Consider the following 23,010-nt stretch of genomic DNA (forward strand, 5'->3'; position numbering starts at 1 on the left):
GGGTGGGTCGCGGTGCAGAAGGCCTGCCGGTCGGCCGTCACGTGCGTGCGTTCAGCGCGGTCGGTGACGGCGTTCGGTCCTCGGATCCGCGTGGCACGATGAGGGCCGTGACTGAGGACACCTACCTGCATTGGCCGCCCGGGTTCCGGCGCCAGCCGGACGGTGGCTGGATCGACGACGACGGCGCCGCGGTCACCGATGCGGCGACGCTCGCTCGACTGCGCGCACTCGTTCTCCCGCCCGCCTGGCAGCACGTCTGGGTGGCCCCTGATCCGCAGGCGGAGATCCAGGCGCGCGGGATCGACAGTCGCGGCCGGGTGCAGTACCGGTATTCGGTCGAGCATACCGAACTCGCTGCACGGAATCGGTTCCACGACATGCTTCGATTCGCCGCCGGACTGCCGGACCTGCGCGCCGATGTGGCCATGCAACTGAGGCGACGTCCTGCCGAACCCGACGCCGGGCAACTCACCGCCCTCGCCGTGCGCATGCTCGATCTCGGCCTCTTCCGCGTCGGCCACGAACGCTACGTCCGTGACGACCACACCTACGGGCTCACCACTCTGACCACGGACCAGGTGAAGGTGCACGACCGGCAGATCCGCTTCGATTTCATCGGCAAAGAACACATCCGGCAGATCCACTCGGTCACCGATCCGCACGCCGCTCGAATCATGAACCGGCAGTTGGCGGTCCGGTCGGCCGATCCGACGGGACATCTGTTCGTGATCGGTGCCGACGGCAGCCGGATCAACTCGGCGACGGTGAACACCTACTTGCATTCGGTCGGTGGCGCCGCGGCCTCCGCCAAGGTCTTCCGGACCTGGGGCGGCACGATGATCGCCGCCTCGATCATGGGCGGTGCGACCCTCCCGGGCGGTCGGCCCCACCGTGATCCGGCATCGACAGCGTTCGATGCGGCGGCCTCGGTCCTCGGCAACACTCCGGCGATGGCTCGCAGTTCCTATGTCGATCCGGCGGCGCTCGACATCGGAGGGTCGGCGGACATCCGCAGCGCGGTGGCAGCCGCGGCACAGCTGGCAGGCACCGATCACGTCGACAGGGTCTTCACCGACCCAGAACTTCAGGAGACGGTGCGTACCGCCCTCGCTGGCCGGTGACGACGGCGACGGGTGCGGGGACCCATCGGTTCGCCGTCGTCAAGTCGCCACGGCGTCGAGATGCAGAAAGCCCGCCACCGGCGATCACGCTGGTAGCGGGCTTTCGTTGCTCCCCCAATTGGACTCGAACCAATAACCTGCCGATTAACAGTCGGCTGCTCTGCCAATTGAGCTATGGGGGATGGCGTGGCGATTCGGGCGAGTCACCTCTTTCCGAACCGAGATGAAACTCTAGCCCATCGGCCCCGGGCTCACAAAACGCGTGGTCAGTGCGCTTCGGGAGCCCAGATCGCGGTGGTGTCAAGGTGGGTGATCAAGCGTCGTGCGCCGTCGTCGAACTGCAGGCGGATGGCGGCGGCCGCCGCTTCCGCGTCGCCCGCCCGATAGGCCTCGATCAGCCGCTCGTGGCTGTCCAGGGCGACCTCACCCCACGCCGGGTCCGCCGCGTACATCTGGTGCGGGGTGTACCGGGTGGCCGAGAGCAGGAACCAGGCCAGCTTGTGGCTCTCGCTGATCCGGTTGTGGGTGCGGTGGAAGGCGAACTCGGCATCGGTGATCCCCGGGACGTCGCGGGCGTCGAGCGCCCGGCGCAGGCGGTCGTTGGCGTCGGCGAGGGCGGCAAGGCCGTCGTCGTCGATGAGGCCGGCGGTGCGGCGGGCGATCTTCGCCGCCGCCTCGCCCTGCAACCAGAAGATGTCCTCGACGTCGGTCCGGGAGAGCGCGGCGACGACGTAGCCGCGGTGCGGGGCGCTCTCCACCATCCCCTCACCGCGCAGGGTCAGCAGCGCCTCCCGCACCGGCGTCACGCTGACGCCGAGCTCCACGGCGGTCTCGTCCATCCGGATCGGCGCACCGGGCAACAGCCCGGCGGTCATGATCTGGTGCCGCAGAATGGCGGCGACCTCCTCGGACAGCTGCGGGCGGCGCCGCAACTGGGCGACGGGGGAGTCAGAGGCCATAGGTCTTTCCGATGATGTCGCGCTGGATCTCGTTGGTGCCGCCGTAGACGGTGGAGATGATAGCGCCGCGCATCAGCCGCTCGGCATCGAACTCCGTGGCATAGCCGTAGCCGCCCATCATCTGCATGCCGTCGATGGTCATCGCCTTGCTGACCTCGGTGGCCTTGAGCTTCACCATCGACGCCTCGCGCGGCATCATCTTGCCGGGATTGGCGTCGCTCGCCTGGGCGAGCGCGTAGATCAGCTCCTTGGTGGCGGCGATCTCCGTGGCGTGGTCGGCCATCCGGTGCCGTAGCGCCTGGAAGGTGCCGATCGGACGGCCGAACTGCTTGCGCTCCTTGATGAAGGCGAGAGTGTCGTCGAACGACCGCTCCGCCACGCCCAGCTGCATGGCGGCCAGGATCAGCCGTTCGGTGTTCAGGCCCGCCATCAGCTGGGTCCAGCCGTTCCCGACCTGGCCGACCACCGCGGAGTCGGGCACGAAGCAGTCGGTGAAGTAGAGGTCGTTGACCTCCTTGCCGCCGAGAGTCGAGATGCCGCGGATCTCCAGGCCCGCCGTGTCGCTGGGGACGTGGAACTGGGTGAGGCCCTCGTGCTTGGCGCCGGAGGCGTCCGTGCGGGCGATCAACAGGATGGACTTCGCGAAGTTGGCGTTGGAGCACCAGGTCTTCTGGCCGTTGATCTTCCAGCCGCCCTCGACCTTCTCCGCGCGGCAGGTCAGCGCGCCGACGTCCGAGCCGGCTTCCGGTTCGGACATGGAGATCGACAGCGAGTCACCGGCGACGACGCCCGCCAGCACCTCACGCTTGAGGTCCTCGCCGGCGAACTTCTCGTAGGCCGCGGCGGTGATCAAGGTCGGGCCGACGCCGCCGATCGGGGCCTGCCCGCGCATCGCCTCCTCCAGGAAGATGCACAGCTCGACGTTGCCCGCGCCGGCGCCGCCGTACTCGTCGGCGACGTTGATGCCGGCCCAGCCGAGTTCGGCCATCTTGCGATAGAGCGGCTCGGAGTGATTCAGCGTTCCGCCGTCGGTCCAGGCGTCGCGCTGCGCTCGCGTACCGGTCTCGCGTTTGCAGAAATCCGCGACCGAGGCGGCGAAGTCGGACTGTTCGGGGGTGAAGGCGACCATCGGGGTGTGCTCCTTGGTGTCATCGATGTGGGACGTTCCGTTGCATCTGTTCCTATCACATATATGTGATAGGAAGGCGATCGGCAAGGCTTCACGGGATTCTCGCGGTCGCGGCGCTAGATTGGTGCGCATGCCGACGAGCCCCGACGACCAGCCCGACGTGCCGACCGGAGAGGTGCCCGCGGACGCGGACGCCGACAGCGGCGCCACCGTCGCGGACTCCGGTGACGCCGACGCGACCACGGCACAGGTCACGACGATGTCGCCGGAGCAGCGGGCCGAACTGCTCGCCGACAACCGGAAGACCCGGGAAGAACTGCGCGCCCGCGAGACCGCGAAGGACGCCACCGACGACGAGTCCGACGGCGAGTCCGGTGACGAGCAGCCGGCCGCCGGCCCGGTGGATCCCGCGCGTGTTCCCGGCCGGGTGCCGAACCGGCCGGCCGGCCGGCCGAAGAAGCTGGTCGGAGTGCTCGTCGCGCTGGTGGTGGCGCTCGCGGTCGCCTGCGGGGTGCTCGGCTACCTCTATGCCACCGCCGACCAAGGCGGCGAAGGCATCGATTCGGCTGCCGCGAAGTCCGCGCTCGCCGACGCGAAGAAGTACGCGGCCGAGGTCGTCACCTACTCGCCGGGGAACTACTCCGATCTCGACCGGCGGATCCGGGAGATCTCCACCAAGGAGTTCGCCGACCGCTACGTCGAGTCCTCGCAGGACGCGCGCCGCGGGAACGACGAGGCCAAGGCGTCCTCGGTCGGCACCGCGGTGAACGCGGGCCTGACCTCGCTGACCAGCGATCAGGCGGTGGTCCTGGTGGCGCTGGACCAGAAGGTGACCTCTCCCGAGGTCCAGAGTGGGAAGGACGGCATTCCGTACCAGACGCGGGTGCTGCTCACCCTGAAGCGCGACGGGGATCGCTGGCTGATCGCCGATCTGGAGACGATCTAGGCGACCGCTTCCCGGCGCGGTCGTCGGCGGGGGTCCGGCGCGCGGCTGCTCGGAGTTGTCGAGGGCGGTGGCTTCGACTCGGGTCGTCACTTCGTTCCTCACCGGCTCACCCTGCTGAACCGGGTCGTCACTTCGTTCCTCACCGGCTCAGCCGGATAACGGGGAGCGGACGGCCGAGGCCGGCGGAAGCGGGACGGTCCGGCTGGCGAGGGAGGCGGGCTCGGCCGGCGGGTTCAGGCCGGGGTGTCGCGAAGGACGGCCAGGGCGATCACCGCGGCGGTGCGCGGGTCCGTCGCGTGCGGGCTGCACGTCAGATCGGTGATCACGTCCAGCGCCGCGTGGACCAGGAAACGCGCTGCGCCGCTGGATAATTCGGGCCGGGCGTCGCGGAGCCAGGTGGCCCACTCGTCGACGTTGATCCGCTGCTGACGGCGCAGATCGGCGCGCTCCGCGTCGCCGAGCGCGCCGACGCAGCGGCGATAGACGGTGATGATCGCGGGGTCGCCCGCGCAGAGGCGCGCGTACTGCTGGGCCAGGCCGGTGAGCGCCTGGTCGCGCGAATCGGTGCGCGCCAGTCCGGTGGCGACGGCGGCCGTCGTACGCTCGGACGCCCGGTGCAGCGCCGCCACCAGGATCGCCTGTTTGGACCCGAAGTGCCGGTACACGCCGGACGGCGGCAGGTCCGCGGCGGCGGCGATCTGCTCGATGGTGACCTCGTGGAACCCGTGGTCGGCGAACAACCGCACGGCCTCGGTGAGGACGGTCTCCCGGCGGGCCGTGGGTGAGAGACCCGGTGGCGGGACCGGGACGGTCGCCGGTTCGGGCAGTTCGGCGGCACCGGCGGTGAGTGCGGCGTCGCGGATCAGCATCTCGATCTGCTTGCGGGGCAACGACACCCGGTGGTTCGACGGGCTCGCCGCCACCGCGAAGACGGCATCGGTGAGCACATCGGCATCGCGCTTGCCGAGTCCCGGGCGGGTGGCGCGCAGCAGGCCGCGGACCCGTCGATGCAGGGCGAGCCGGATCTCGCGGATGAACGCGCGATCATCGGGGCTCAGCGCGCGCCACTCCCACCGGTACAGGTCCCCGGTTTGCCGCTGTGTCAGCACGCCGGCGGTGAACGCTTCGAGGAGCGCGGTGAGCTCACCGGCCGGGTCGTCCGGCCGCGGTGGAACCGAGTCGAGGATCTCGGCGGTGCTGACCGCCATCTGCCGTGTCACGGCACTGAGCAGGTCCGATTTGCCCGCGAAATGCCGGTACAGCGCGGGTGCGGAGACCCCGGCATCGTCCGCGATCTCGGTCAGCCGGGCGCCGTGGAAGCCGTGCCGGCTGAACGCCGAAGCGGCGGCGGCCACGATGCGGTCGCGCCGGTCCGGCGGGCGCACCCGCGGATCCCGGGCCGCCGACGACACGCGCGCGGAACTCATGAAGGGCCATGCTAGCGGAAGACGGTAGTGGTGTCGTCGTTTGCCGAATCTGGTCATAGTCCCAGCTGGCAGGCTTCTCAACAACACATAAGTTAATCAGGATTCACATGACACAGATCACGTTCAGTGTTACGGTGGCCCGCAATGACGGTCTCCGCGGAGAGGAATCGATGACGCTGCACGACGAGGTGGACGGGATCCGGAGCGGGATCGACGACGCCGGGGTGGCCCGGTTGGTGATCGACCGGCCGGGCCGGATGAACGCCCTCGACGGAGCCGCCTCCCGGCGCGTCATCGGCCTCTGCGCCGACTGGGCCGCCGACGATCGCGTGCGGGTGGTGGTGCTCTCCGGCCGCGGCGGGGCGTTCTGCGCCGGTGCCGATGTCGCCGGGATGGCCTCCGATTCCGCCGCTTCGGGCGGGTTCGACGAGGCGGCGTCGCGGGCGATCATCGAGAACGGCTCCCGCCTGATCGGTGCCGTCCGGGCGCTGCCGATGCCGGTGATTGCCGCGGTCGACGGTCCCGCCGTCGGGATCGGGGCGTCGCTCGCGGTGGCTGCGGACCTGATCTATGCGACCGCCCGCAGCTACTTCCTGCTGAGCTTCGTCGGTATCGGGCTGATGCCCGACGGTGCCGCGACCGCCACCTTCGCGGCCTCGTTGGGCCGCGCGCGAGCCAACGCCATGGCCCTGCTCGGCGAGAAGCTGTACGCCACCGAAGCCGCGGAGTGCGGCCTGATCAACGGCTGCGCCGAGGAGGCCGAAGGGCTCGCGTGCGTCGTCGACCGGGCGACGGCCCGGCTGCTCGGCTCGTCGCCCCAGGCGTTGGCACTCACCAAGGCGGCTCTCGACGGGGCCACGCTCGCCCAGTACGACGCCGCCGTCGACCGCGAGATCGCCGGTCAGACGCGGCTGCTCCAGTCTCCCCAGTTTCAGGCGGCCATCGCCGCCTTCGCCGCGTCCGGCCGCTGACGGCGGCATGTCGTTTCCACCCGCAGACCCATCCGAAGGAGAATCCGTGACCAACGCCCTGGGCCTCGAGCCGAACTCGGAGCCGATCCGATCGCGCCGGAACCACTGGAACAACCAGGTGCGCCGCCACGCGGCGATGACCCCGGACAAGCCGGCCCTCAAGTTCCTGGGCGAGGTGACCACCTGGAAGGAACTCGACGACCGGACGCATCGGCTCGCCGCCGCGCTGCGCCGCCGCGGGGTCGGCTTCGGCGACCGGATCCTGGTCGTGATGCTCAACCGCCCTGAGTACGTGGAACTGGTCTTCGCGGCGAACCTGATCGGCGCGATTCCAGTGCCGGTGAACATCCGGATGACGCCGCCGGAGGTCGGGTTCCTGGTGCAGGACTCCGGCGCCGAGGTGATCGTCACCGAGACGCTGCTGGCGCCGCTCGCCGACGCCGTCGCGGGGATGACCGGCGGGATCCGGGATCTCATCGTGGTCGGGGAGACGCAGAACGACGCGCACCTGGCGTACGAGGATCTGGTCGCCGAGGAATCCGATCTACCGGAGATCGACATCCCGGAGGACACGGTCGCGCTCATCATGTACACCTCGGGCACCACCGGAAAGCCCAAGGGCGCCATGCTGACCCACCAGAACATGCAGTCGCAGGCGCTGACCACCATCCAGGCGCTGTCCACCAATCCCGACGACGTCGGCTCGTGCGTGGCGCCGCTGTTCCACATCGCCGGCCTGGGCGCGATGGCGCCGTTGTTCCAGACGGGTGCGCTGTCGGTGATCCACCCGCTGGGCGCGTTCGACCCGGATCAGCTTCTCGACGTCCTGGAAGCCGAGGGGACGACGTCGATCTTCCTGGTGCCGGTCCAGTGGCAGGCCGTCTGCGCGGCGCAGCAGGCGCGGCCGCGCGACCTGAAGCTGCGGGTGATCTCATGGGGCGCCGCACCGGCGTCGGACACGGTGCTGAACGCGATGAACGAGACCTTCCCGGACGCGGTGAACGTCGCGGTCTTCGGGCAGACCGAGATGTCGCCGATCACCTGCGTGCTCGAAGGCAAGGACGCGCTGCGCAAGATCGGGTCCATCGGCAAGGTGGTGCCCGCGGTGACCGCGCGCATCATCGACCCGGCCGGTGAGGACGTGACTCCCGGAGAGGTGGGCGAGATCGTCTACCGCGGCCCGAATCTGATGGCCGGGTACTGGCGGAACCCGGAGGGCACCGCGGAGGCGTTCCGCGGCGGCTGGTTCCACTCCGGCGACCTGGTGCGGCAGGACGAGGAGGGCTTCCTCTACGTCGTCGACCGGGCGAAGGACATGATCATCTCCGGCGGCGAGAACATCTACTGCGCCGAGGTGGAGAACGTGCTGTTCGGGCACCCGTCGATCCTGGAGGCCGCGATCATCGGCCGCCCGCACGCCAAGTGGGGCGAGGTGCCGGTGGCCGTCGTGGTCCTCATGGAGGGCGTCGAGTCCCTGACACTGGCGGAGATCGAGCCGTACCTGAACGAGAATCTGGCCCGTTTCAAGCACCCGAAGGATCTCGTCGTCGTCGATGAGCTGCCCCGCAACGCCGGCGGCAAGGTGGTCAAGCCGAAGCTCCGCGATGCCTACGGCGGCAAGGACGAGGGGCTCGCAAACTAAGAACTGGAACGTGTTCCAATTTCGGCGCGCGGTGACTACGCTCACAAGGAGAGCGGGTCACCGCGCGTTTCGTATCGGTGCCGCCGGATTCGGAGTTCGGCGGCAAGGACATTCGAGTGAGGTCGGGAAGTTGAAGACTAAGGGTGCAATCCTCCGGGAACTGAACACGCCGTGGCGGATCGAGGAGATCGAGATCGGCGACCCGAAGGCGCACGAGATCAAGATCCGGATGGAAGCGGCCGGGATGTGTCACTCCGATCATCACCTGATGACCGGCGGCATCCCGATGGCCGGCTTCCCGATCCTCGGTGGTCACGAGGGCGCCGGCGTGGTGGAGCAGGTGGGCGAGGGCGTCACCGACTTCGCGGTGGGCGATCACGTGGTGCTCAGCTTCATCCCGTCGTGCGGCAAGTGCGCGTCGTGCCGGGAGGGCGTCGCCAACCTCTGCGACATGGGCGCCATGCTGCTCCAGGGCGAGGCCGTGTCCGACCACACCTTCCGCATCCACACCGCCGCCGGTGAACCGGTCTACCCGATGACCCTCCTCGGCACGTTCTCGCCGTACATGGTGGTGCACGAGGCGTCCGCGGTGAAGATCGACGACGACATCCCGTTCGAGGTCGCCGCGCTGTGCGGCTGCGGCATCCCGACCGGCTACGGCAGCTCGACGCGCAGCGGCGACGTGCGGCCGGGGGAGGACGTCGCCATCGTCGGTGTCGGCGGCGTCGGCACCGCCGCGCTGCAGGGCGCGGTGATCGCGGGGGCACGCAACGTGTTCGCCATCGATCCGGTGGAGTGGAAGCGCGAGCAGGCCCTCAAATTCGGGGCGACCGCCGCGTTCGCGTCGGTCGAGGAGGCGATGGGGGCGATCGGCGAGGCCACCGGCTGGCGGATGTGCAAGAAGGTGATCGTGACGGTCGGCGAGGTGCACGGGTCCGACGTCGACACCTGGATGAGCATCACCGCCAAGAACGGCACCTGTGTGCTGACCGGCATGGGCAACATGGCCGAGAACCAGGTGACGCTGAACCTGTCCATGCTGACCCTGCTGCAGAAGAACCTGCAGGGCTCGATCTTCGGCGGCGCCAACCCCAAGCTCGACATCCCGAACCTGCTGTCGATGTACCGGATGGGCAAGCTCAACATCGAGGACATGATCACCCGTCAGTACACGCTCGACCAGATCAACGACGGGTACGCGGACATGCTGGAGGGGCGCAACATCCGCGGCGTGATCAGGTACACCGACGCCGATCGCGTCGGCTGAGCTCCATTGCCGGCTGAGCTCGTCGAAGCCCCCGCCCCGCCGGCTGAGTTCGTCGAAGCCTCCGGCGGCGCGGCCGGGCGGTGTTCCGGGGCTTTCGCGAAGTGCGGGTCGAGGGGTGGATTTCGCGGGCATTACGCTGATCGGCGACCACCGACCTGGAGGAAGAGATGGCCGAAGAGAAGAAGCCCACCCGATCACGCGCCCAGCGGGGCGCGGACATCGCCAAGCAGAACAAGACGACCGGGGGCGGCGGCTTCGAGGCCTCGCCGGAGGCCAAGTCGACCGCGCTGAAACTGCGCATCGTCGCGATGGTGCTGTGGCTGGCCGCGATCGGGCTGGAGATCTTCACCATCGTCTGGGCGCTGCTTCCGGACAAGCCGGTCAACACCTGGCTGATCATCGGCCTGATCGTCGCGATCGGTGCGCTCACCCTCGGCGGCTCGCTCCTGTGGAAGAAGGCCAACCGCTACGACCCGGCCTCGGAGAAGGACAAGACCAGGTTCTTCATCCAGAACCAGCTCGGCGTCATCATGACGGTGCTGGCGTTCTTGCCGCTGATCGTCCTGATCTTCCTCGACAAGAACATGGACGGGAAGCAGAAGGGCATCCTCGGCGCGGTCGCGATCGCGGTGGCGATCATCGTCGGCGTGTTCTCCTACGACAAGGATGCGCCGTCGAAGGAGCAGTACTCGGCCGAGATCAACATCGTGGAGCAGCTGACCGACAAGAACGAGGTCTGGTACTCGTCCAAGGGCGGCACCGTCTTCCACGTCTGCAAGGAGGCCGCCCTGGTCACCGGCCAGATCAAGCCGGAGAACCTCGTCTCCGGCACCGTCCAGGACGCCCACGCGGCCGGGATCGATCAACTCACCACGCGGTGGGTGGGTGAAGCGCTCAACCGCTGCGATGTCCCGCCGGAGCGGGTGAACGCGATTCTCGACGGCGACGTCAAGGACCTGCCGGCGGATGTGGTGAAGGGCACCGTCGACGATCCGGAGCTCGTCAAGGAACATCCGGAGGAGACGGTCGAGTCCTTCGAAGCGCCCGCCGGATCGACGGTGGCGCCCGCCGCCCCGGCCACCACGACGCCCCGCGCGACGACCCGGACTCCCGCGACCAGCACCCGCTGACACCCGCCGCGGGTAGGGTGCGCAGCGTGGAGGCTCTGCAGCAACTCGCCGACTGGCCCGTCGACCACGTCGCGGCGGCGGTGATCGCACTCGGCCGGGAGGTCGCCGCCTACGGTGACGCCGATCGCGTGTTCGCGCTGGCGTCGGTGACCAAACTGCTTGTCGCGCAAGCGGTTCTGGTCGCCGTCGAGGAGGGTGCGCTGGACCTGGACACCCCCGCCGGGCCGCCGGGCGCGACCGTCGCCCATCTGCTGTCGCACGCGTCCGGGCTTGCATTCGACCGGCGGGACGCCGTGGCCGAGCCGGGGACACAGCGGATCTACTCGTCCGCCGGCTACGAGGTGCTGGCCGAGACCGTCGAGGACGCGACCGGCATCGCGTTCGGCGACTACCTGCGCGAGGCCGTGTGCGAGCCACTCGGGATGACCCGGACGTCCCTGACCGGGTCGGCCGGGCACGGGGCGTCGTCGTCCGTGGCCGATCTGACCCGCTTCGCCGCGGATCTGCTGACTCCCCGGCTGCTGTCACCGCGGACCGCGGACCGCGCCCGCGAGGTGTGGTTCCCGGGGATCGACGGCTTCACGCCCGGTTACGGGAAGTTCCGGCCGAACGACTGGGGGCTGGGCCCCGAACTCAAGGGGACGAAGAATCCGCACTGGACGGCCCCGTCGCACTCTCCGGATACCTTCGGGCACTTCGGCCAGGCGGGGACCTTCCTGTGGGTCGATCCGGTGCGGAACGCGGCCGCGGTGGTGCTGACCGACCGGCCCTTCGGCCCGTGGGCCAAGCCGCTGTGGAGCGAGACCAATGAGGGCATCCTGGCCGATTTGTCCGCTTGACCCGGCGGTACTCTGAGGATGCGGTCAGGATCGGCCCGCGGGGCCGGAAATGGCAGCTCAGCGGGCTGAACGGTGCTCGCTGGTCACCGCACTAGGAGGCACGTCTCGTGGCACGTTACGAATTCCCGACCACCGCCGAACTGCTCGAGATGGGGGAGCCGAGGCAGGACGCGATCACCGTGTACCTGCCCGCCACCGCCGCCGAGTACGAGGTGGCCCGCACCACCGTGAAGAGCTCGATGGATCAGGCGATCCGGACCCTCCGCGAGCGCGGTGCCGATAATGCGATTCAGGAATCGTTTCACGCGATCACCGAGTGGATCCTGAACGACGACTGCTGGGACGTGCTGTCGCAGTCGCTCGCGATCTTCGCCACCGCCGACGGCGCCGAGATCTTCGTGCTGCCGAATCATCTCGAGCAGCAGCTGCAGGTGGGCAAGTACTGGGATCTGGGACAGATCGTGCGATCGGTCGCCAACCCGCAGCGCGCGTACGCGGTGACGCTGTCGGCCAACGAGTGGCACCTGTGGGCGGCGTCGGGCACCACCGAGGCGCACGAGCTCAAGGTCGCCGACTTCGGCGACGCCCGGGCGCACGGCGACGACCGCACCCAGACCCTCGAGGCCTACGTCAAGCGCGTGGTGGCCAAGGTCGAGTCCGTGCTCACCCACGCCGATCCGAGCGGCGAGCGCCCGCTCTTCCTGTTCGCGACCGACCCGCTGGAGGGGATGTTCCGCGAGTACTACGGCGGGCGCCGCGAGGTGGTCGTGGTTCCGGGCAACCCGGACGAGTTGCGTCCGGACCAGGTCGACGCGGCGATCCGGGCCGGTCTGGCGGAGATCAACGCGCGCCGGGCCACGGCGACGGTGAACACCATCGCCGACGGCCTGGGCAAGGGGCTGGTGGCGACCGATCTGGCCGACATCGGGCGCGCCGCGGTCGCCGGTGCCGTCGACACCCTCGTGTACGACTTCACCGTCGACACCCTCGGCCGACTGGACGGGGTCACCGGAGAGGTCGTCTACGCCGACGACGGCTACGACCTGATGAGCAGGCTCGCGGTCGTCGTGCTCGGCAGCGGCGGCACGGTGGTGCCGGTGCGCTCGTCGGAGATCTCCGCGGAGATCTGGAACGACGTCGCCGTCGCCCGCCTGCGGTATCCGCTGGCCCGCTGAGCGAGTCCGGGGGAGGCGCTTCGGGTGACCGGTCCGGTCGGTTAAGGTCGCGCTGGGCCGGTCGCCGGACCGGCCCAGCGGCGCGCCGTCCGCACACACGAGGGAGAGCCGATGCGTGACCTGACCCCCGACGATTTCGGCATTCTGCTGTCGCTGTTCGCGGTGCTGCTGCTCGCGTTCGCCGCGAACTTCCAGTTCTCCAGCAAGGCCGTGCGGCGTCACCGGAAGGTGGCGATCGCCTTCGTGGTGGTCAACTTCATCGGGGAGATCTCGACGGTGATCGCCCTGCTGCTGACCTGGGTGGCGCTGTGGAGCCCGAAGGCGTGGGAGCAGATCGACGACCTGCTGGTCCTGGTGCCCGGTTCGCTGGCGATCGTCTGCGGCGTGGTCCTCACGATCGAGTCGGTGATCGCGCGGGCGCTGCACATCATCCACGCCGAGCGCAAGGCCCGGGAACAGGATGAGACCGAGCGCCGGGCCGGGCTTCCCGTGGACCCCGAGCGCAAGCACAAGGGCGGACTGCCGACGCGCTGATCCCGCCCTCGCCGGGCCTCCGGTCCGGCCGGGGCCCGGGTCAGCCGACGCGCTGGCGCAGCCAGGTGACCTCGGCGCCGACGCCGCCCATCCGGTACGACTCCAGCGCCTCGTCCCAGGCGGTACCCAGCGCGGCTTCCAGCTCGCCGGCCAGGCCGAAGCTGTCGGGCTGGGCGTCGATCATCGCGCGCAGCTGCAGCTCGCCGAGGATCACGTCGCCGTTGGCGCTGGTCGACCCGCGCCACAGGCCGAGGCCGGGCACGTACGCGAAGCGCTCACCGTCGACGCCCTCGCTCGGGTTCTCGGTCACCTCGAAGAGGAGACCGGACCATTCGCGCAGCGCGTTGGTCAGGCGGGCACCGGTGCCGACCGGGCCCACCCAGTCCACGGTCGCACGCATGCGGCCGGGTTCGGCGTCCTGCGCGGACCACTTCAGGTCCGCGCGGGCGTTCAGCGTCGACGCCAGAGCCCACTCCACATGCGGGCACAGCGCGACGGGTGCGGCGTGGACGTAGACCACACCGCTCGTCAGGTCCGCAAACTGGTTCAAGTTGCGCACTTGTCATCACCTCCGGTTCGACGAGGAACGTCTTCCCCAACGCCTTGTCGTCCGGATAGCACACTGTTGCTACAAAGTATGCCTTGAGTGACGTGTGTTGCGCCAGTAGTTCATCGGGATTGTCGGCGTGTCGTGCGTCGGGTGTGTCATGGCGAGATGGTAGTCGAGTGACTAGTGGGACAAAAGTGCCTCAAGTTGCGATGGCATTGGAGGTGTGGTTTCGACACACGCCTCGCCCTGGCGGGCTCGGCGTGGCTCAGCCGGCTATGCGAAGTCGGCGACGTTCGGCCAGTGGCGGAGAGTTGGCGTCGCTCGGCACGGAATCGGTGTGAAGAGAGACGGGCGCGGCCCTCCGTAGCAGCCCGGAAGCGCAAGAACTCAGCTGAAGCGAAGATCGGGACGGCCTATGGCAGCTCGTTGAGCGAGAACGGAGCGTTAGCGGAGTTCTGTGTCGAAACGCCGCGACAGACGACTCGCCGCCCGCCTCCGAGTGGAGACGGGCGGCGAGGGTGCTGCGGTGGCTCAGGCGCGCCCGAAGGCGAGCGCCACGTTGTGGCCGCCGAAACCGAACGAGTTGCTCAGCGCGTAGTCGATCTGCCCGCGGCGAGCCTCACCGTGCACGACGTCGATGTCGCCGCACTCGGGGTCGAGGTTCTCCAGGTTGAGCGTCGGCGGGATCACGCCGTCCTCGACGGCCTTGATCGTCAGGATCGCCTCGAGGGCGCCGACGGCACCGATCGAGTGACCCAGGGCCGACTTGGGCGCGTAGATGGCCGCGTGGTTGCCCACGGCCGCCTGGATGCCCAGTGCCTCGGCGGTGTCGCCGATCGGGGTCGACGTCGCGTGCGCGTTCACGTGCGCGATGTCCGACTTGGCGAGGCCCGCGGTCTGCATCGCGCGGAGCATCGCCCGCGTGTTGCCCTGACCGCTGGGATCCGGGGCCACCAGGTGGAAGCCGTCGGACGTGATGCCCGCGCCCATCACACGTGCGTGGATGTGCGCACCGCGCGCCTTGGCGTGATCCTCGCGCTCGAGGATCATCATCGCCGCGGCCTCGCCGAAGACGAAGCCGTCGCGATCCTTGTCGAACGGCCGGGAGGCCGCCGCCGGATCGTCGTTGCGGGTGCTCATGGCGCGCATCATCGAGAACGCCGCGATCGGGATGGCGTCGATGTGGCCTTCCACGCCACCGGTGACCACCATGTCGGCGTCACCCATGACGATGTGCCGCCACGCGTGCGCGATCGCCTCGGCGCCCGACGAACACGCCGAGACCGGGGTGATGACGCCGGCGCGTGCGCCCACGTTGAGGCCGGCCACGGCGGCCGGGCCGTTCGGCATGGCCATCGAGACGGCCAGCGGCGACACCTTGCGGTAGTTGCCGGAGGTCTCGATCGCCTTGACGGCGTCGACCATGGCGTCGCCGCCACCCTGTCCGATGCCGATCACGACAGCCAGGCGCTCCGGGTCCACCTCGGGCTCGCCGGCCTGCGCCCAGAGGCGCTTGCTCATCACGTGGGAGATCCGCTCGACGTACGCCATCCGGCGCGCCTCGACCCGGCTGACCTCATTGGCCGGATCCTCGATGAGGCGTCCGCCGATGCGGCACGGCAGTTCGCCGTACTGGGTGACGAAGTCGTCGGTCAGTTCCCGGATGCCGGACTCACCGGCCACGAGCTTCTCCCAGGTCGAGTCGAGATCGACGCCCAGGGAGGTGGTGGCGACCATGGAGGTCACGACCACACTGGGGAAATCTCCACCGCGGGTGGAGAAGTCACGCAGCTCGGTCATATCAGGCCTTTTCGGCCTCGATCTGGGCCGCGATGGCGGCGGCGGCCTCGGGGTTCTCGGCCTCGAGCTTCTGGATGTAGGCGATGGTGTCGCCGACGGTGCGCAGGCTGGCCAGGTCCTCGTCCGGGACCTTGATGCCGTACTTGTCCTCGACCTGCACGGCGATCTCGACCATCGACAGCGAGTCGATGTCCAGGTCGTCGACGAACGACTTCTCGACGGTGACTTCCGACGGCTCGATGCCGGTAACCTCTTCGATGATCTCGGCGATGCCGGCGATGAGCTGTTCCTGAGTGGCGGCCACGGGGGTCTCCTTCGTAGTTGTGACGTGTCTTGCTGTCCGGATGCGGCCGGTGGGCCGCGTTGGACGGAGCCGCGGGGTTGCGGCTCTCCGGAGGGTCGGGTTACCGACCGCTATCCAAGTCCTGGGAGGTCCTCCAGATCGGCGGGGACCTTGACGGCGCGCGTGGGCACGCCCTTGAGCTCGCGCTTGGCGATACCGGCGAGCGTTCCGCCGGGAGCGAGTTCGATGATGGCGGCGACGCCCGCGTCACGCATGGTGGCCGAGCAGAGGTCCCAGCGCACCGGGCTGGTGACCTGGGAGACGAGCCGGGCGAGGGCCTCGGCGCCCGAGGTGACCGGCCGGCCGTCCGCGTTGGACAGCAGGGCCAGCGTCGGGTCGCTGGGCGTGATCCGCGCGGCCGCGGCGGCGACGGCCTCCTGTGCGGGGGCCATGAAGTGGGTGTGGAACGCGCCCGCGACCGGGATCCGGCGGACCCGGGCCTTGTCGGGGGCGTTGTCGACGAGCTTGTCGATGGCTTCGACAGCACCCGCGGCCACGATCTGGCCGACGGCGTTGCGGTTGGCCGGGATCAGCTCGTACTCGTCGAGGCGCTCGAGGACGGCGGCCTCGTCGCCGCCGAGGACGGCGGCCATGGTGGTCGGGATCAGCGCGCAGGCCTTGGCCATCTCGGCTCCGCGGATGGCGGCCAGGCGGACGGCGTCGTCGTCGGAGATGACGCCGGCGATCGCGGCGGCGGCCAGTTCGCCGACCGAGTGCCCGGCGACGAGGGTGTCGGCGGGCAGATCGCCGTACACGCCGCGCAGGCGGTCGTACGAGAGCAATGAGGCGGCGACGACAAGCGGCTGGGTCACCGCGGTATCGGTGATCTCCTCGGCCGTGGCCGTGGTGCCGAGCGTCACGAGGTCCAGGCCGATCGCGTCGGACCAGGCGGTCACGCGTTCGGTGGCCCCGGGCTCGGTCAACCACTCGGTCAACATGCCGGGCTTCTGTGAACCCTGTCCGGGCGCAAGCAACGAAAGCACGTGATCAGAGAACACCGTCGGAGGCCCTCCGCGGGGTGTTGAGCCGTCTGAACCTTTCGGCCAGATTTTGTAGGGTTCCTACAAATGGGCGTTGGGTGACCCCCGGGCGTTGCCCCCATCGTTGCCGCGCCGAGATCCGTTACCGAATCGTTGCCAAATCGCCTCTGCCTGCACAAATGGGGGACAAGGTCTGCAACGACTGTGACTCACGGGGTTACTGAGGGTGATTCTTGGCCGAATCGTGTCAATCGGCCGACGGTGGCCGCGACACGCAAGACGTAGGCGTCACGCGGGTTACTTGGATCACGTCCGGTCGCATCCGCGATCTTTTTCAAGCGATAGCGGACCGTATTGGGATGAACGTACAACGCGCGGGCGCACTGCTCGATCGAGCATCCGGCGTCCAGATAGGCGTCCAGAGTCTCCGACAGAGTGCCCGCGTCGTCCACCGGCAGCACGAGCCCGTCGGTCAGCGTGCGGACCGCGCTGCGGTCGCCGTTGAGGGCTCGTTCCGGGAGCAGATCGGAACTGAACGCGGGCCGCGGAGCGCCCGGCCAGCCGACGACGGCCTCGATCCCGGCGATCGCCTCGGTGGCGCTGATGTGCGCGCTCGCCAGGTTCGGCATCGTCGGCCCGACGACGACGGGGGCGTCGGCGAAATGATCGAGGAGATCGGAGAGGAACCGGTCGGTGGGCGTCAGCGCACCGGACACGATCGCGACGAGGCGCCGCCCCTGCACCACCGAGAGGGCGGCGCGGTCGTACCGCTTGGCGGTGTTGTGGATGGCGAGCGGCACCGACACGTTCTGTTCCGGGGGCGGCGATCCGACGAGAACCGTGGCGGGGGCGGACGCGTCCCAGCTGAGGGCGGCGGCCCGGGAGACCATCTCCGGACCGGTGTCGCCGCGGACCACGCCGTCGACCACCAGCGCTTCGAGACGGGAGTCCCAGGCGCCGCGCGACTCCGCGGCGGAGGCGTAGATGGCGGCCGCGGCGAAACCGATCTCGCGGCCGTAGCGCAGCACCGATTCGGTGAGCGCACGCAGCTGCGCGTCGTTCCGGGCCAGCAGGGGCAGCCACTTCTCGAAGAACTCCATGGCGACGCGGACCATCTCGACGGTCTGCAGCAGCGTGACGCGCCGCGCCAGGTCCTGCGGGACCACCTGGAACGCCTGCACGGTGAACTTGACGTTGCCCTCGGGGTCGGAGATCCACTCGACGAAGTTGACCACCGCGGTCTGCACGACCAGCTGGACGCTGGCGCGCTGGGCGGCGTCGAGGTCACCGAAGTAGGGGAGCTGGTCGGACATGGAGTGCACGGCCTCGGTCGCCAGCCGCCCGCTGTACTGCTTGATGCGGCGCAGCAGCGTGTCGGGCAGCGCGTCGTGCACGGACGACGACGTCGGGATGTGCGCCCCGCGCTCGCCGATCAGGTCGGCGACTCGCTCGGGGCTCAGTGGATCATCGGGCACCTGTTCAGGGTAACTGGCCTGGGGATTCGTGCCGCGGGTGACGGAGACCCGTCTCCCGGTGTGGCCGCGAGGGGATCAAGCGGGGAAGCCGACCTCCACGGGGGTGTCGGCGGGGTGGTTCGTGCCGTCCCCGACGTCGCCGAACACGTTACTGCCCCAGCACCAGGCGGCGCCGTCGGAGATGACGCAGGCGGTCATGAGTCCGTTGACGGCGCCGACGCTCAGAGACGTCACGCCGTTCGGGGCTCCGTTCACCCGCGCGGGTGGGCGCGAATACCTGCCCGTGCCCCAGCAGAAGACGTCGTCTCCGGCGACAGCGCACACCCTGGACGAGACGCCGATCGCCGTGACATCACCGTTGAGGGCGCTGTTCACACCGGGAGTGCTCGGCCGCCGGGTGTCGGTGTTCAGACTGGTCCCCCAGCAGTAGAGCCGCTTGGCCGAGATCGCACAGGTGGTACCCCAGCCGGTCCGAATCGCCTGTGCGGTCGGGAGGTCTTTCACGTGGACCGGGCGCGGCCGGTTCTCCGTGGTTCCGTCGCCGACTTGGCCTGCGAGGTTGTCACCCCAGCAGTACGGTGCACCGTTTGCGATCGCGCAGACCGTCGAACCGTCCTCGGATGCTCCCTCTACGGAGACGTCGGTGACGCGACTCAGGCCGGCGACGCGCGCGGGAGTCGATCGGGCCGCCGTGGTGCCGTCGCCGAGCTGGCCGCGGGTGTTGCCGCCCCAGCAGTAGAGACCTGCATCGGCGATAGCGCAGGTGGTGGAACCGTCGGTGCTGATCGCGGTGACGTGGCCGGGCAGGCCCGGTACCGGGGCAGGCTCGGCGCTCGGGGTGGTCGTGCCGGTGCCGCCGCCCCAGCAGTAGGCCTTTCCGTGGTCGACCGCGCACGCCGTGCCGCCGGATACGGATACCGCGGTGGCGCCGTTCAGCGTGCCGATCCGGGCGGGCGTCCGGCTGCCCCCGCCCCAGCAATAGACCTCGCCACCGCGGATCGCGCAGGTCCGCCCCTGATCGGTGCTGATCATCGATACGCGTGGATCCGCGGCGCGGGAGCCTCGCACGAGGAAGTACCCGGCGACCCCCGCGGCGATCAGCGCGAGGACGACGATGGCGACGATTCCGGCGATCAGCGGCCCGCGCCCGCGGCTCGAGGAAGGGGGGTGGGGCGCCGGGGCGGAGGGATGCCGGACCGTCGGTGCTGCCGTTGCCGGAGTGGCCGCCGTGACCGGTGGCTCGAGCGTGGGCGCCATCGTCGGTGAGGATGCGGCGGCGCCGAGCGCGGTGGCGAAGGTGCGGCAGTCGGGATAACGCTCGGCGGCGTCCTTGGCGAGGGCACGACCGAAGACCGGGTCGAGACGGGCCAGATCGGGGCGGCGGCTGCTGATCGGCGGCACCGGCTTGTCGGCGTGGGCGCGCATCAGGGCGATCGGCGTGGGTCCGGTGAACGGCGGTGCACCGGTGAACAGTTCGTAGAGGGTGCAGGCGAGGGAGTACTGGTCGGCGGCGGCAGTGGGTTCGCGGCCGTCGATCGCTTCGGGTGCGCTGTATTTGAGGGTGCCGATGAACATGCCGGTGCCGGTGAGGCCATCCGCATCGTTCGGGCGGGCGATGCCGAAGTCGAGGACGGTGGCCGTCTCGATCTGGCCGCGGGTGTCGCGGGTCAGGAAGATGTTGGCGGGCTTGATGTCCCGGTGGATCACGCCGTGATCGTGGGCGTAGTCGAGGGCGGCCGCCGCGTGCTGGGCGACGGTGAGGATCTCGGTGTCGGGCAGGCGGGCGCCGTTCAGGTCGTTCCCGTCGAGGTGACGCATCGTGAACCAGGGGACGCCGCCGGTGACGCCGTAGGCGTAGACGGTGATGATCGACGGGTGGTGCAGGCCGGCGGCGATTCTGGCTTCGCGGGCGAAGCGTTCGGCGAAGTCGGGTGAGGCGCCCGCGGTCACCACCTTCAGGGCCTCGCGCCGGCCGAGCGCGGGATTCTCCACGAGGTACACGTGTCCCATGCCGCCGCGACCGAGGAGGGAGATGACGGTGTACCCGGCAAAGGCGGTTCCGGGCGTCAACTCCACGGTGGGCGTCCTTAGCGTCGGTCGAGTACGGCCGGCTCAGTGTATCCGGCGCCGGGCCGGGGTGGGTTAGAAGGGCGGGTCCCCGAGGGAGTCGAGCCACGCTTGCCCGGCCTCGTTGCGGACCTGTTCGTCGGCTTCGGCCTGTGCGGCGGCGGACTCGGTGGCTTGCCGGTTTCGGCGGTTGCGGGCGCGTTCGGCGCGGCGGCGGGCGTGCTTGGCCTCCGTGCGGGCCATGGAGCGCTCGGGGGCTGGGCCGTCTGAGGGAGTCGCTGTCCCCGCGTGCCGGGGGTGTCGGCAGTGCCAGAAGGCCAGTTGCGGGATGAGCCACTGGTTGGGGGCGACGGTGTCGGTGGTGAGGCCGCCGGGCAGGGTGGTGGTCGATCGGTAGTGGCCGTTCTGGTCGATCCACAGGTCGTCGATGAATCCGTCGAGGAACGTCTTCTGCAGGTGATGCAGGCGGCAGCGGGGGAACAGGTTGCACAGGCAGGTGGGGCCGCCCGATGCCGGGCAGGTGTGGTCGAATTCGGCACAGTGATCGAGATCGCACGAGTAGGCGGGCCGCCCGCAGCCGGGGGTCACGCAGGTGTGCCAGAGGAACCGGACGGTCAGGTCGGTCAGGGCCGTCGGGCGGTAGGGGTCGCCGGGCTGAGCGGTGTTGACGATCGACGGCGGCGGCTGCTCGGCCGTCGTTTCCGGCTGCTGGCTCGGGTCCGCTTCTCGCGCAGCGTATTCCGCCGATAGTGCGGTTAGGGCGGTGTCCCAGTCGTCGAGCCATTCCGGTGGCGGCCCGGGCGGTCGATGCTGTCCATCCCGGTCGGGGTCCGGGCCGTCAGGGTTGGCGCGGTGGTGTGCGCCGGGTTTCGACTCGGCCTCGGCTGGCGCCTCGACCGGCTCAACCGGCGAAGTGGCCGGAACGTCGGCTGCTGGTTCTGTGGGGTTGGCGCGGTGGCGCGGGGCGGGTTTCGACTCGGCCTCGGCTGGCGCCTCAACCGGCTCAACCGGCGAAGTGGCCGGAACGTCGGCTGCTGGTTCTGTGGGGTTGGCGCGGAGGCGCGGGGCGGGTTTCGACTCGGCCTCGGCTGCTGTCTCGGGGCCGGTGTCGAGGAGTTGGTTCAGGTCGTGGAGGCGGACCTTCGCGTCCGGGCGGGCGGCGAGTTCGCGGACGTGGGCGGCCGAGACCGGGCCGTGTCCGTCCATCACTCCGCATTTCTGGCTGCTGCCGTCCAGGGTGGCGGCCTGGCACAGAACGTGCACGATCACCCGTGCCGCCCGGCCCGCCAGTTCCTCGGGACTGATCTGCGCCGTGCAGTCGGCGCGGGCGCACAAACAGGCGAAGGGGACGCCGTGGAGGCCGGCGATTGCCGCATCCGCGCGCGCCGCGGCTTTCGTTCGCGGATCGTGCGGGCACAGGCCGGCGACCTGGGCATCGAGCCAGCGGTCGGCGATGCGGATGTCTTCGGCGGTCGCGGTGACCGTCATCTGTGCCATCCCGTGCTCCAGCACCCGGGTCCGCACGCACCGGCCGGCTTTGGCGTCGTCGCGGGCACGCCGGACCGCGTCGGGGTCGATTTCGGCGACGTGGCGGGCGGCGAGGTCGACGACCTGTTTCTCCGGCAGGGCGGTTCCGGCGCCGAGTGCGGTGATCTCAGCGTGGATCGACGCGTCCACCAGCGCCAGCTTGAGTGGGTCGAGGATCAGATCGGTCGCGACCACGATCTTGTGGAATCGGCGGCGGTCGATCCGCCCGGTCCGCAACAGCGACGCGCAGAGCGGGAGGCGGTCGCGGGCGGCGAACGCGTCGTCGAGGAGCATTTCGGCGAAGTACCGGGTGGATTCGAGGGCGAACTGCAGCTGCAGGGCAGTCTGGGCATACACGTCGAGAACGCTGCGCTCGACGGCCGCCAGCTGGGATTCGCCGACGGCGGTTCGCACCCGTTGGTACACGGCGAGGGCGAACTCCAGTTGCCGCCAGTCCAGGAACGCGATCCCGTTGCGGCAGGCGTTCAGCCCGCGCGCCAGGTCGACCAGGGTGCCGCCGTGTTCGGTGGCGGTGCCTTCGGCGCAGATGCCGACGCCGGTCAGGTCGGCGTCGGGCCAGGTGGAGACGAGGAGTCGTTCCATGCCGGTCACCTCCCCCGAGGTTGTTGATCACTTGCTGATCGCTGCTGTGTTCTATATCTCTTTCAGGATAGCTCGCCCCGACGCATTCGCGCAAGTGTTCGATGAGGGCAGTTCTTGCGGGTTTCTGGGCGTGTCGCGCCGGGTTGTTATTGCAGGTCAATGCTGGTTTTGTGGCGCGTGTCTGGGTTGTGGTTTCGACTCGTTCTCGCCCTAGCGGGCTCGAACGGCTCAACCAGCTAACAGGGCTCGAACGGCTCAACCAGCTGACAGGGCTCGGGCGGCTCAACCAGCTGACGGGGCTCGGGCGGTTCAACCAGCTAGCGGGGCTCGGGCGGTTCAACCAGCTAGCGGGGCTCGGGCGGTTCAACCAGCTAGCGGGGCTCGGGCGGCTCAACCAGCTAGATGAGTGATTCCTGGGGTTAGTGGTCGTAGGCGGTGAGTGATCGGCGGATTTTGGCGGCGATGGTGTCGTTGTGCCAGATCGCTGCGGTCATGGCGAGGATGCGTTGGGCGATCCGGGTGCAG

The 23,010-nt window shown here is 69.4% G+C and carries 20 protein-coding genes, 1 tRNA gene and 1 pseudogene; 10 read left to right on the plus strand and 12 right to left on the minus strand.

All coding sequences use genetic code 11. The features are described from left to right. Positions 1 to 107: 107 nt before the first annotated feature. Positions 108 to 1,121, plus strand: coding sequence for a DNA topoisomerase IB (locus ACSEEN_RS17475; protein WP_371306780.1), 1,014 nt, complete (start codon positions 108 to 110; stop codon positions 1,119 to 1,121). 109 nt (positions 1,122 to 1,230) lie between these two features. On the opposite strand, the gene ACSEEN_RS17480 is transcribed toward ACSEEN_RS17475, so the two are convergent. From ACSEEN_RS17480 to ACSEEN_RS17490, 3 genes are all read right to left on the minus strand, one after another. Next, positions 1,231 to 1,303 (minus strand) — tRNA-Asn (locus tag ACSEEN_RS17480). An 84-nt stretch (positions 1,304 to 1,387) separates the two neighbouring features. Next, positions 1,388 to 2,080: a GntR family transcriptional regulator gene (locus ACSEEN_RS17485; protein WP_247864154.1), complete on the minus strand. Its 693-nt coding sequence runs from the start codon at positions 2,078 to 2,080 to the stop codon at positions 1,388 to 1,390. Continuing rightward, positions 2,070 to 3,209: an acyl-CoA dehydrogenase family protein gene (locus tag ACSEEN_RS17490; RefSeq protein ID WP_247864153.1), complete on the minus strand. Its 1,140-nt coding sequence runs from the start codon at positions 3,207 to 3,209 to the stop codon at positions 2,070 to 2,072. The genes ACSEEN_RS17485 and ACSEEN_RS17490 overlap by 11 nt, the downstream gene beginning before the upstream one ends. A 130-nt stretch (positions 3,210 to 3,339) precedes the next feature. On the opposite strand from ACSEEN_RS17490, the gene ACSEEN_RS17495 reads away from it, so the two are divergent. After that, positions 3,340 to 4,155: a hypothetical protein gene (locus tag ACSEEN_RS17495; RefSeq protein WP_440713874.1), complete on the plus strand. Its 816-nt coding sequence runs from the start codon at positions 3,340 to 3,342 to the stop codon at positions 4,153 to 4,155. A gap of 233 nt (positions 4,156 to 4,388) precedes the next feature. Here the strand turns inward: ACSEEN_RS17495 and ACSEEN_RS17500 are convergent, their stop codons facing one another. Continuing rightward, positions 4,389 to 5,582, minus strand: coding sequence for a TetR/AcrR family transcriptional regulator (locus ACSEEN_RS17500; protein ID WP_440713875.1), 1,194 nt, complete (start codon positions 5,580 to 5,582; stop codon positions 4,389 to 4,391). A gap of 170 nt (positions 5,583 to 5,752) precedes the next feature. On the opposite strand from ACSEEN_RS17500, the gene ACSEEN_RS17505 reads away from it, so the two are divergent. From ACSEEN_RS17505 to ACSEEN_RS17535, 7 genes are all read left to right on the plus strand, one after another. After that, complete coding sequence (locus tag ACSEEN_RS17505) at positions 5,753 to 6,553, plus strand: enoyl-CoA hydratase-related protein (protein ID WP_298444567.1); 801 nt, start codon at positions 5,753 to 5,755, stop codon at positions 6,551 to 6,553. A gap of 46 nt (positions 6,554 to 6,599) precedes the next feature. Beyond that, entirely contained in the window at positions 6,600 to 8,195 is a 1,596-nt protein-coding gene (gene fadD5 / locus ACSEEN_RS17510) for a fatty-acid--CoA ligase FadD5 (RefSeq protein ID WP_371306775.1), read from the plus strand. A gap of 130 nt (positions 8,196 to 8,325) precedes the next feature. After that, a complete protein-coding gene (locus ACSEEN_RS17515) occupies positions 8,326 to 9,462 on the plus strand; it encodes an NDMA-dependent alcohol dehydrogenase (RefSeq protein ID WP_247864149.1) in 1,137 nt (378 codons plus the stop codon). A 167-nt stretch (positions 9,463 to 9,629) separates the two neighbouring features. Further along, the gene (locus ACSEEN_RS17520) at positions 9,630 to 10,592 is read left to right on the plus strand and encodes a hypothetical protein (protein ID WP_247864148.1); all 963 of its coding nucleotides are present in this window, start codon (positions 9,630 to 9,632) and stop codon (positions 10,590 to 10,592) included. A 26-nt stretch (positions 10,593 to 10,618) separates the two neighbouring features. Then, complete coding sequence (locus tag ACSEEN_RS17525; protein ID WP_440713876.1) at positions 10,619 to 11,431, plus strand: serine hydrolase domain-containing protein; 813 nt, start codon at positions 10,619 to 10,621, stop codon at positions 11,429 to 11,431. Positions 11,432 to 11,538: 107 nt separating this feature from the next. Further along, positions 11,539 to 12,606: a baeRF3 domain-containing protein gene (locus tag ACSEEN_RS17530; RefSeq protein ID WP_440713877.1), complete on the plus strand. Its 1,068-nt coding sequence runs from the start codon at positions 11,539 to 11,541 to the stop codon at positions 12,604 to 12,606. 111 nt (positions 12,607 to 12,717) lie between these two features. Continuing rightward, complete coding sequence (locus ACSEEN_RS17535; RefSeq protein ID WP_247864145.1) at positions 12,718 to 13,140, plus strand: hypothetical protein; 423 nt, start codon at positions 12,718 to 12,720, stop codon at positions 13,138 to 13,140. Positions 13,141 to 13,180: 40 nt separating this feature from the next. Here the strand turns inward: ACSEEN_RS17535 and ACSEEN_RS17540 are convergent, their stop codons facing one another. From ACSEEN_RS17540 to ACSEEN_RS17570, 7 genes are all read right to left on the minus strand, one after another. After that, the gene (locus ACSEEN_RS17540; protein WP_247864144.1) at positions 13,181 to 13,699 is read right to left on the minus strand and encodes a DUF3145 domain-containing protein; all 519 of its coding nucleotides are present in this window, start codon (positions 13,697 to 13,699) and stop codon (positions 13,181 to 13,183) included. A 522-nt stretch (positions 13,700 to 14,221) separates the two neighbouring features. Further along, a complete protein-coding gene (locus tag ACSEEN_RS17545) occupies positions 14,222 to 15,490 on the minus strand; it encodes a KasA/KasB family beta-ketoacyl-ACP synthase (protein ID WP_440713878.1) in 1,269 nt (422 codons plus the stop codon). A gap of 1 nt (position 15,491) precedes the next feature. Next, positions 15,492 to 15,794 (minus strand): meromycolate extension acyl carrier protein AcpM, encoded by a 303-nt coding sequence (gene acpM / locus ACSEEN_RS17550; protein ID WP_440713879.1) that lies wholly within the window; start codon positions 15,792 to 15,794, stop codon positions 15,492 to 15,494. Positions 15,795 to 15,904: 110 nt separating this feature from the next. Next, complete coding sequence (locus ACSEEN_RS17555) at positions 15,905 to 16,816, minus strand: ACP S-malonyltransferase (RefSeq protein WP_440713880.1); 912 nt, start codon at positions 16,814 to 16,816, stop codon at positions 15,905 to 15,907. A gap of 206 nt (positions 16,817 to 17,022) precedes the next feature. After that, positions 17,023 to 18,288: a PucR family transcriptional regulator gene (locus tag ACSEEN_RS17560; RefSeq protein ID WP_247864139.1), complete on the minus strand. Its 1,266-nt coding sequence runs from the start codon at positions 18,286 to 18,288 to the stop codon at positions 17,023 to 17,025. Between the two features lie 75 nt (positions 18,289 to 18,363). Further along, entirely contained in the window at positions 18,364 to 20,364 is a 2,001-nt protein-coding gene (locus ACSEEN_RS17565) for a protein kinase domain-containing protein (protein WP_298445440.1), read from the minus strand. A gap of 66 nt (positions 20,365 to 20,430) precedes the next feature. Beyond that, positions 20,431 to 22,485 (minus strand): DUF222 domain-containing protein, encoded by a 2,055-nt coding sequence (locus ACSEEN_RS17570; RefSeq protein WP_440713881.1) that lies wholly within the window; start codon positions 22,483 to 22,485, stop codon positions 20,431 to 20,433. Between ACSEEN_RS17570 and ACSEEN_RS17575 the strand changes: the two genes are divergently transcribed. Beyond that, positions 22,484 to 22,699, plus strand: a complete 216-nt coding sequence (locus ACSEEN_RS17575; RefSeq protein WP_440713882.1) for a hypothetical protein — start codon at positions 22,484 to 22,486, stop codon at positions 22,697 to 22,699. The two genes, ACSEEN_RS17570 and ACSEEN_RS17575, sit on opposite strands and share 2 nt — an antisense overlap. A gap of 205 nt (positions 22,700 to 22,904) precedes the next feature. Here ACSEEN_RS17575 and ACSEEN_RS17580 read toward each other — a convergent pair. Then, a pseudogene (locus ACSEEN_RS17580) lies at positions 22,905 to 23,010 on the minus strand (IS982 family transposase); the annotation flags it as partial.

Source organism: Gordonia marina, assembly GCF_052036135.1.
In the GTDB taxonomy this organism is placed as follows: Bacteria; Actinomycetota; Actinomycetes; order Mycobacteriales; family Mycobacteriaceae; genus Gordonia.

Excerpts from the sequence above, each read along its gene's own strand:
- ACSEEN_RS17485 (WP_247864154.1), bottom strand. The coding sequence starts at position 2,080 with ATGGCCTCTGACTCCCCCGTCGCCCAGTTGCGGCGCCGCCCGCAGCTG.
- ACSEEN_RS17490 (WP_247864153.1), bottom strand. The coding sequence starts at position 3,209 with ATGGTCGCCTTCACCCCCGAACAGTCCGACTTCGCCGCCTCGGTCGCG.
- ACSEEN_RS17495 (WP_440713874.1), top strand. The coding sequence starts at position 3,340 with ATGCCGACGAGCCCCGACGACCAGCCCGACGTGCCGACCGGAGAGGTG.
- ACSEEN_RS17500 (WP_440713875.1), bottom strand. The coding sequence starts at position 5,582 with ATGAGTTCCGCGCGCGTGTCGTCGGCGGCCCGGGATCCGCGGGTGCGC.
- ACSEEN_RS17505 (WP_298444567.1), top strand. The coding sequence starts at position 5,753 with ATGACGCTGCACGACGAGGTGGACGGGATCCGGAGCGGGATCGACGAC.
- ACSEEN_RS17520 (WP_247864148.1), top strand. The coding sequence starts at position 9,630 with ATGGCCGAAGAGAAGAAGCCCACCCGATCACGCGCCCAGCGGGGCGCG.
- ACSEEN_RS17535 (WP_247864145.1), top strand. The coding sequence starts at position 12,718 with ATGCGTGACCTGACCCCCGACGATTTCGGCATTCTGCTGTCGCTGTTC.
- ACSEEN_RS17545 (WP_440713878.1), bottom strand. The coding sequence starts at position 15,490 with ATGACCGAGCTGCGTGACTTCTCCACCCGCGGTGGAGATTTCCCCAGT.
- ACSEEN_RS17575 (WP_440713882.1), top strand. The coding sequence starts at position 22,484 with ATGCCGGTCACCTCCCCCGAGGTTGTTGATCACTTGCTGATCGCTGCT.
- ACSEEN_RS17570 (WP_440713881.1), bottom strand. The coding sequence starts at position 22,485 with ATGGAACGACTCCTCGTCTCCACCTGGCCCGACGCCGACCTGACCGGC.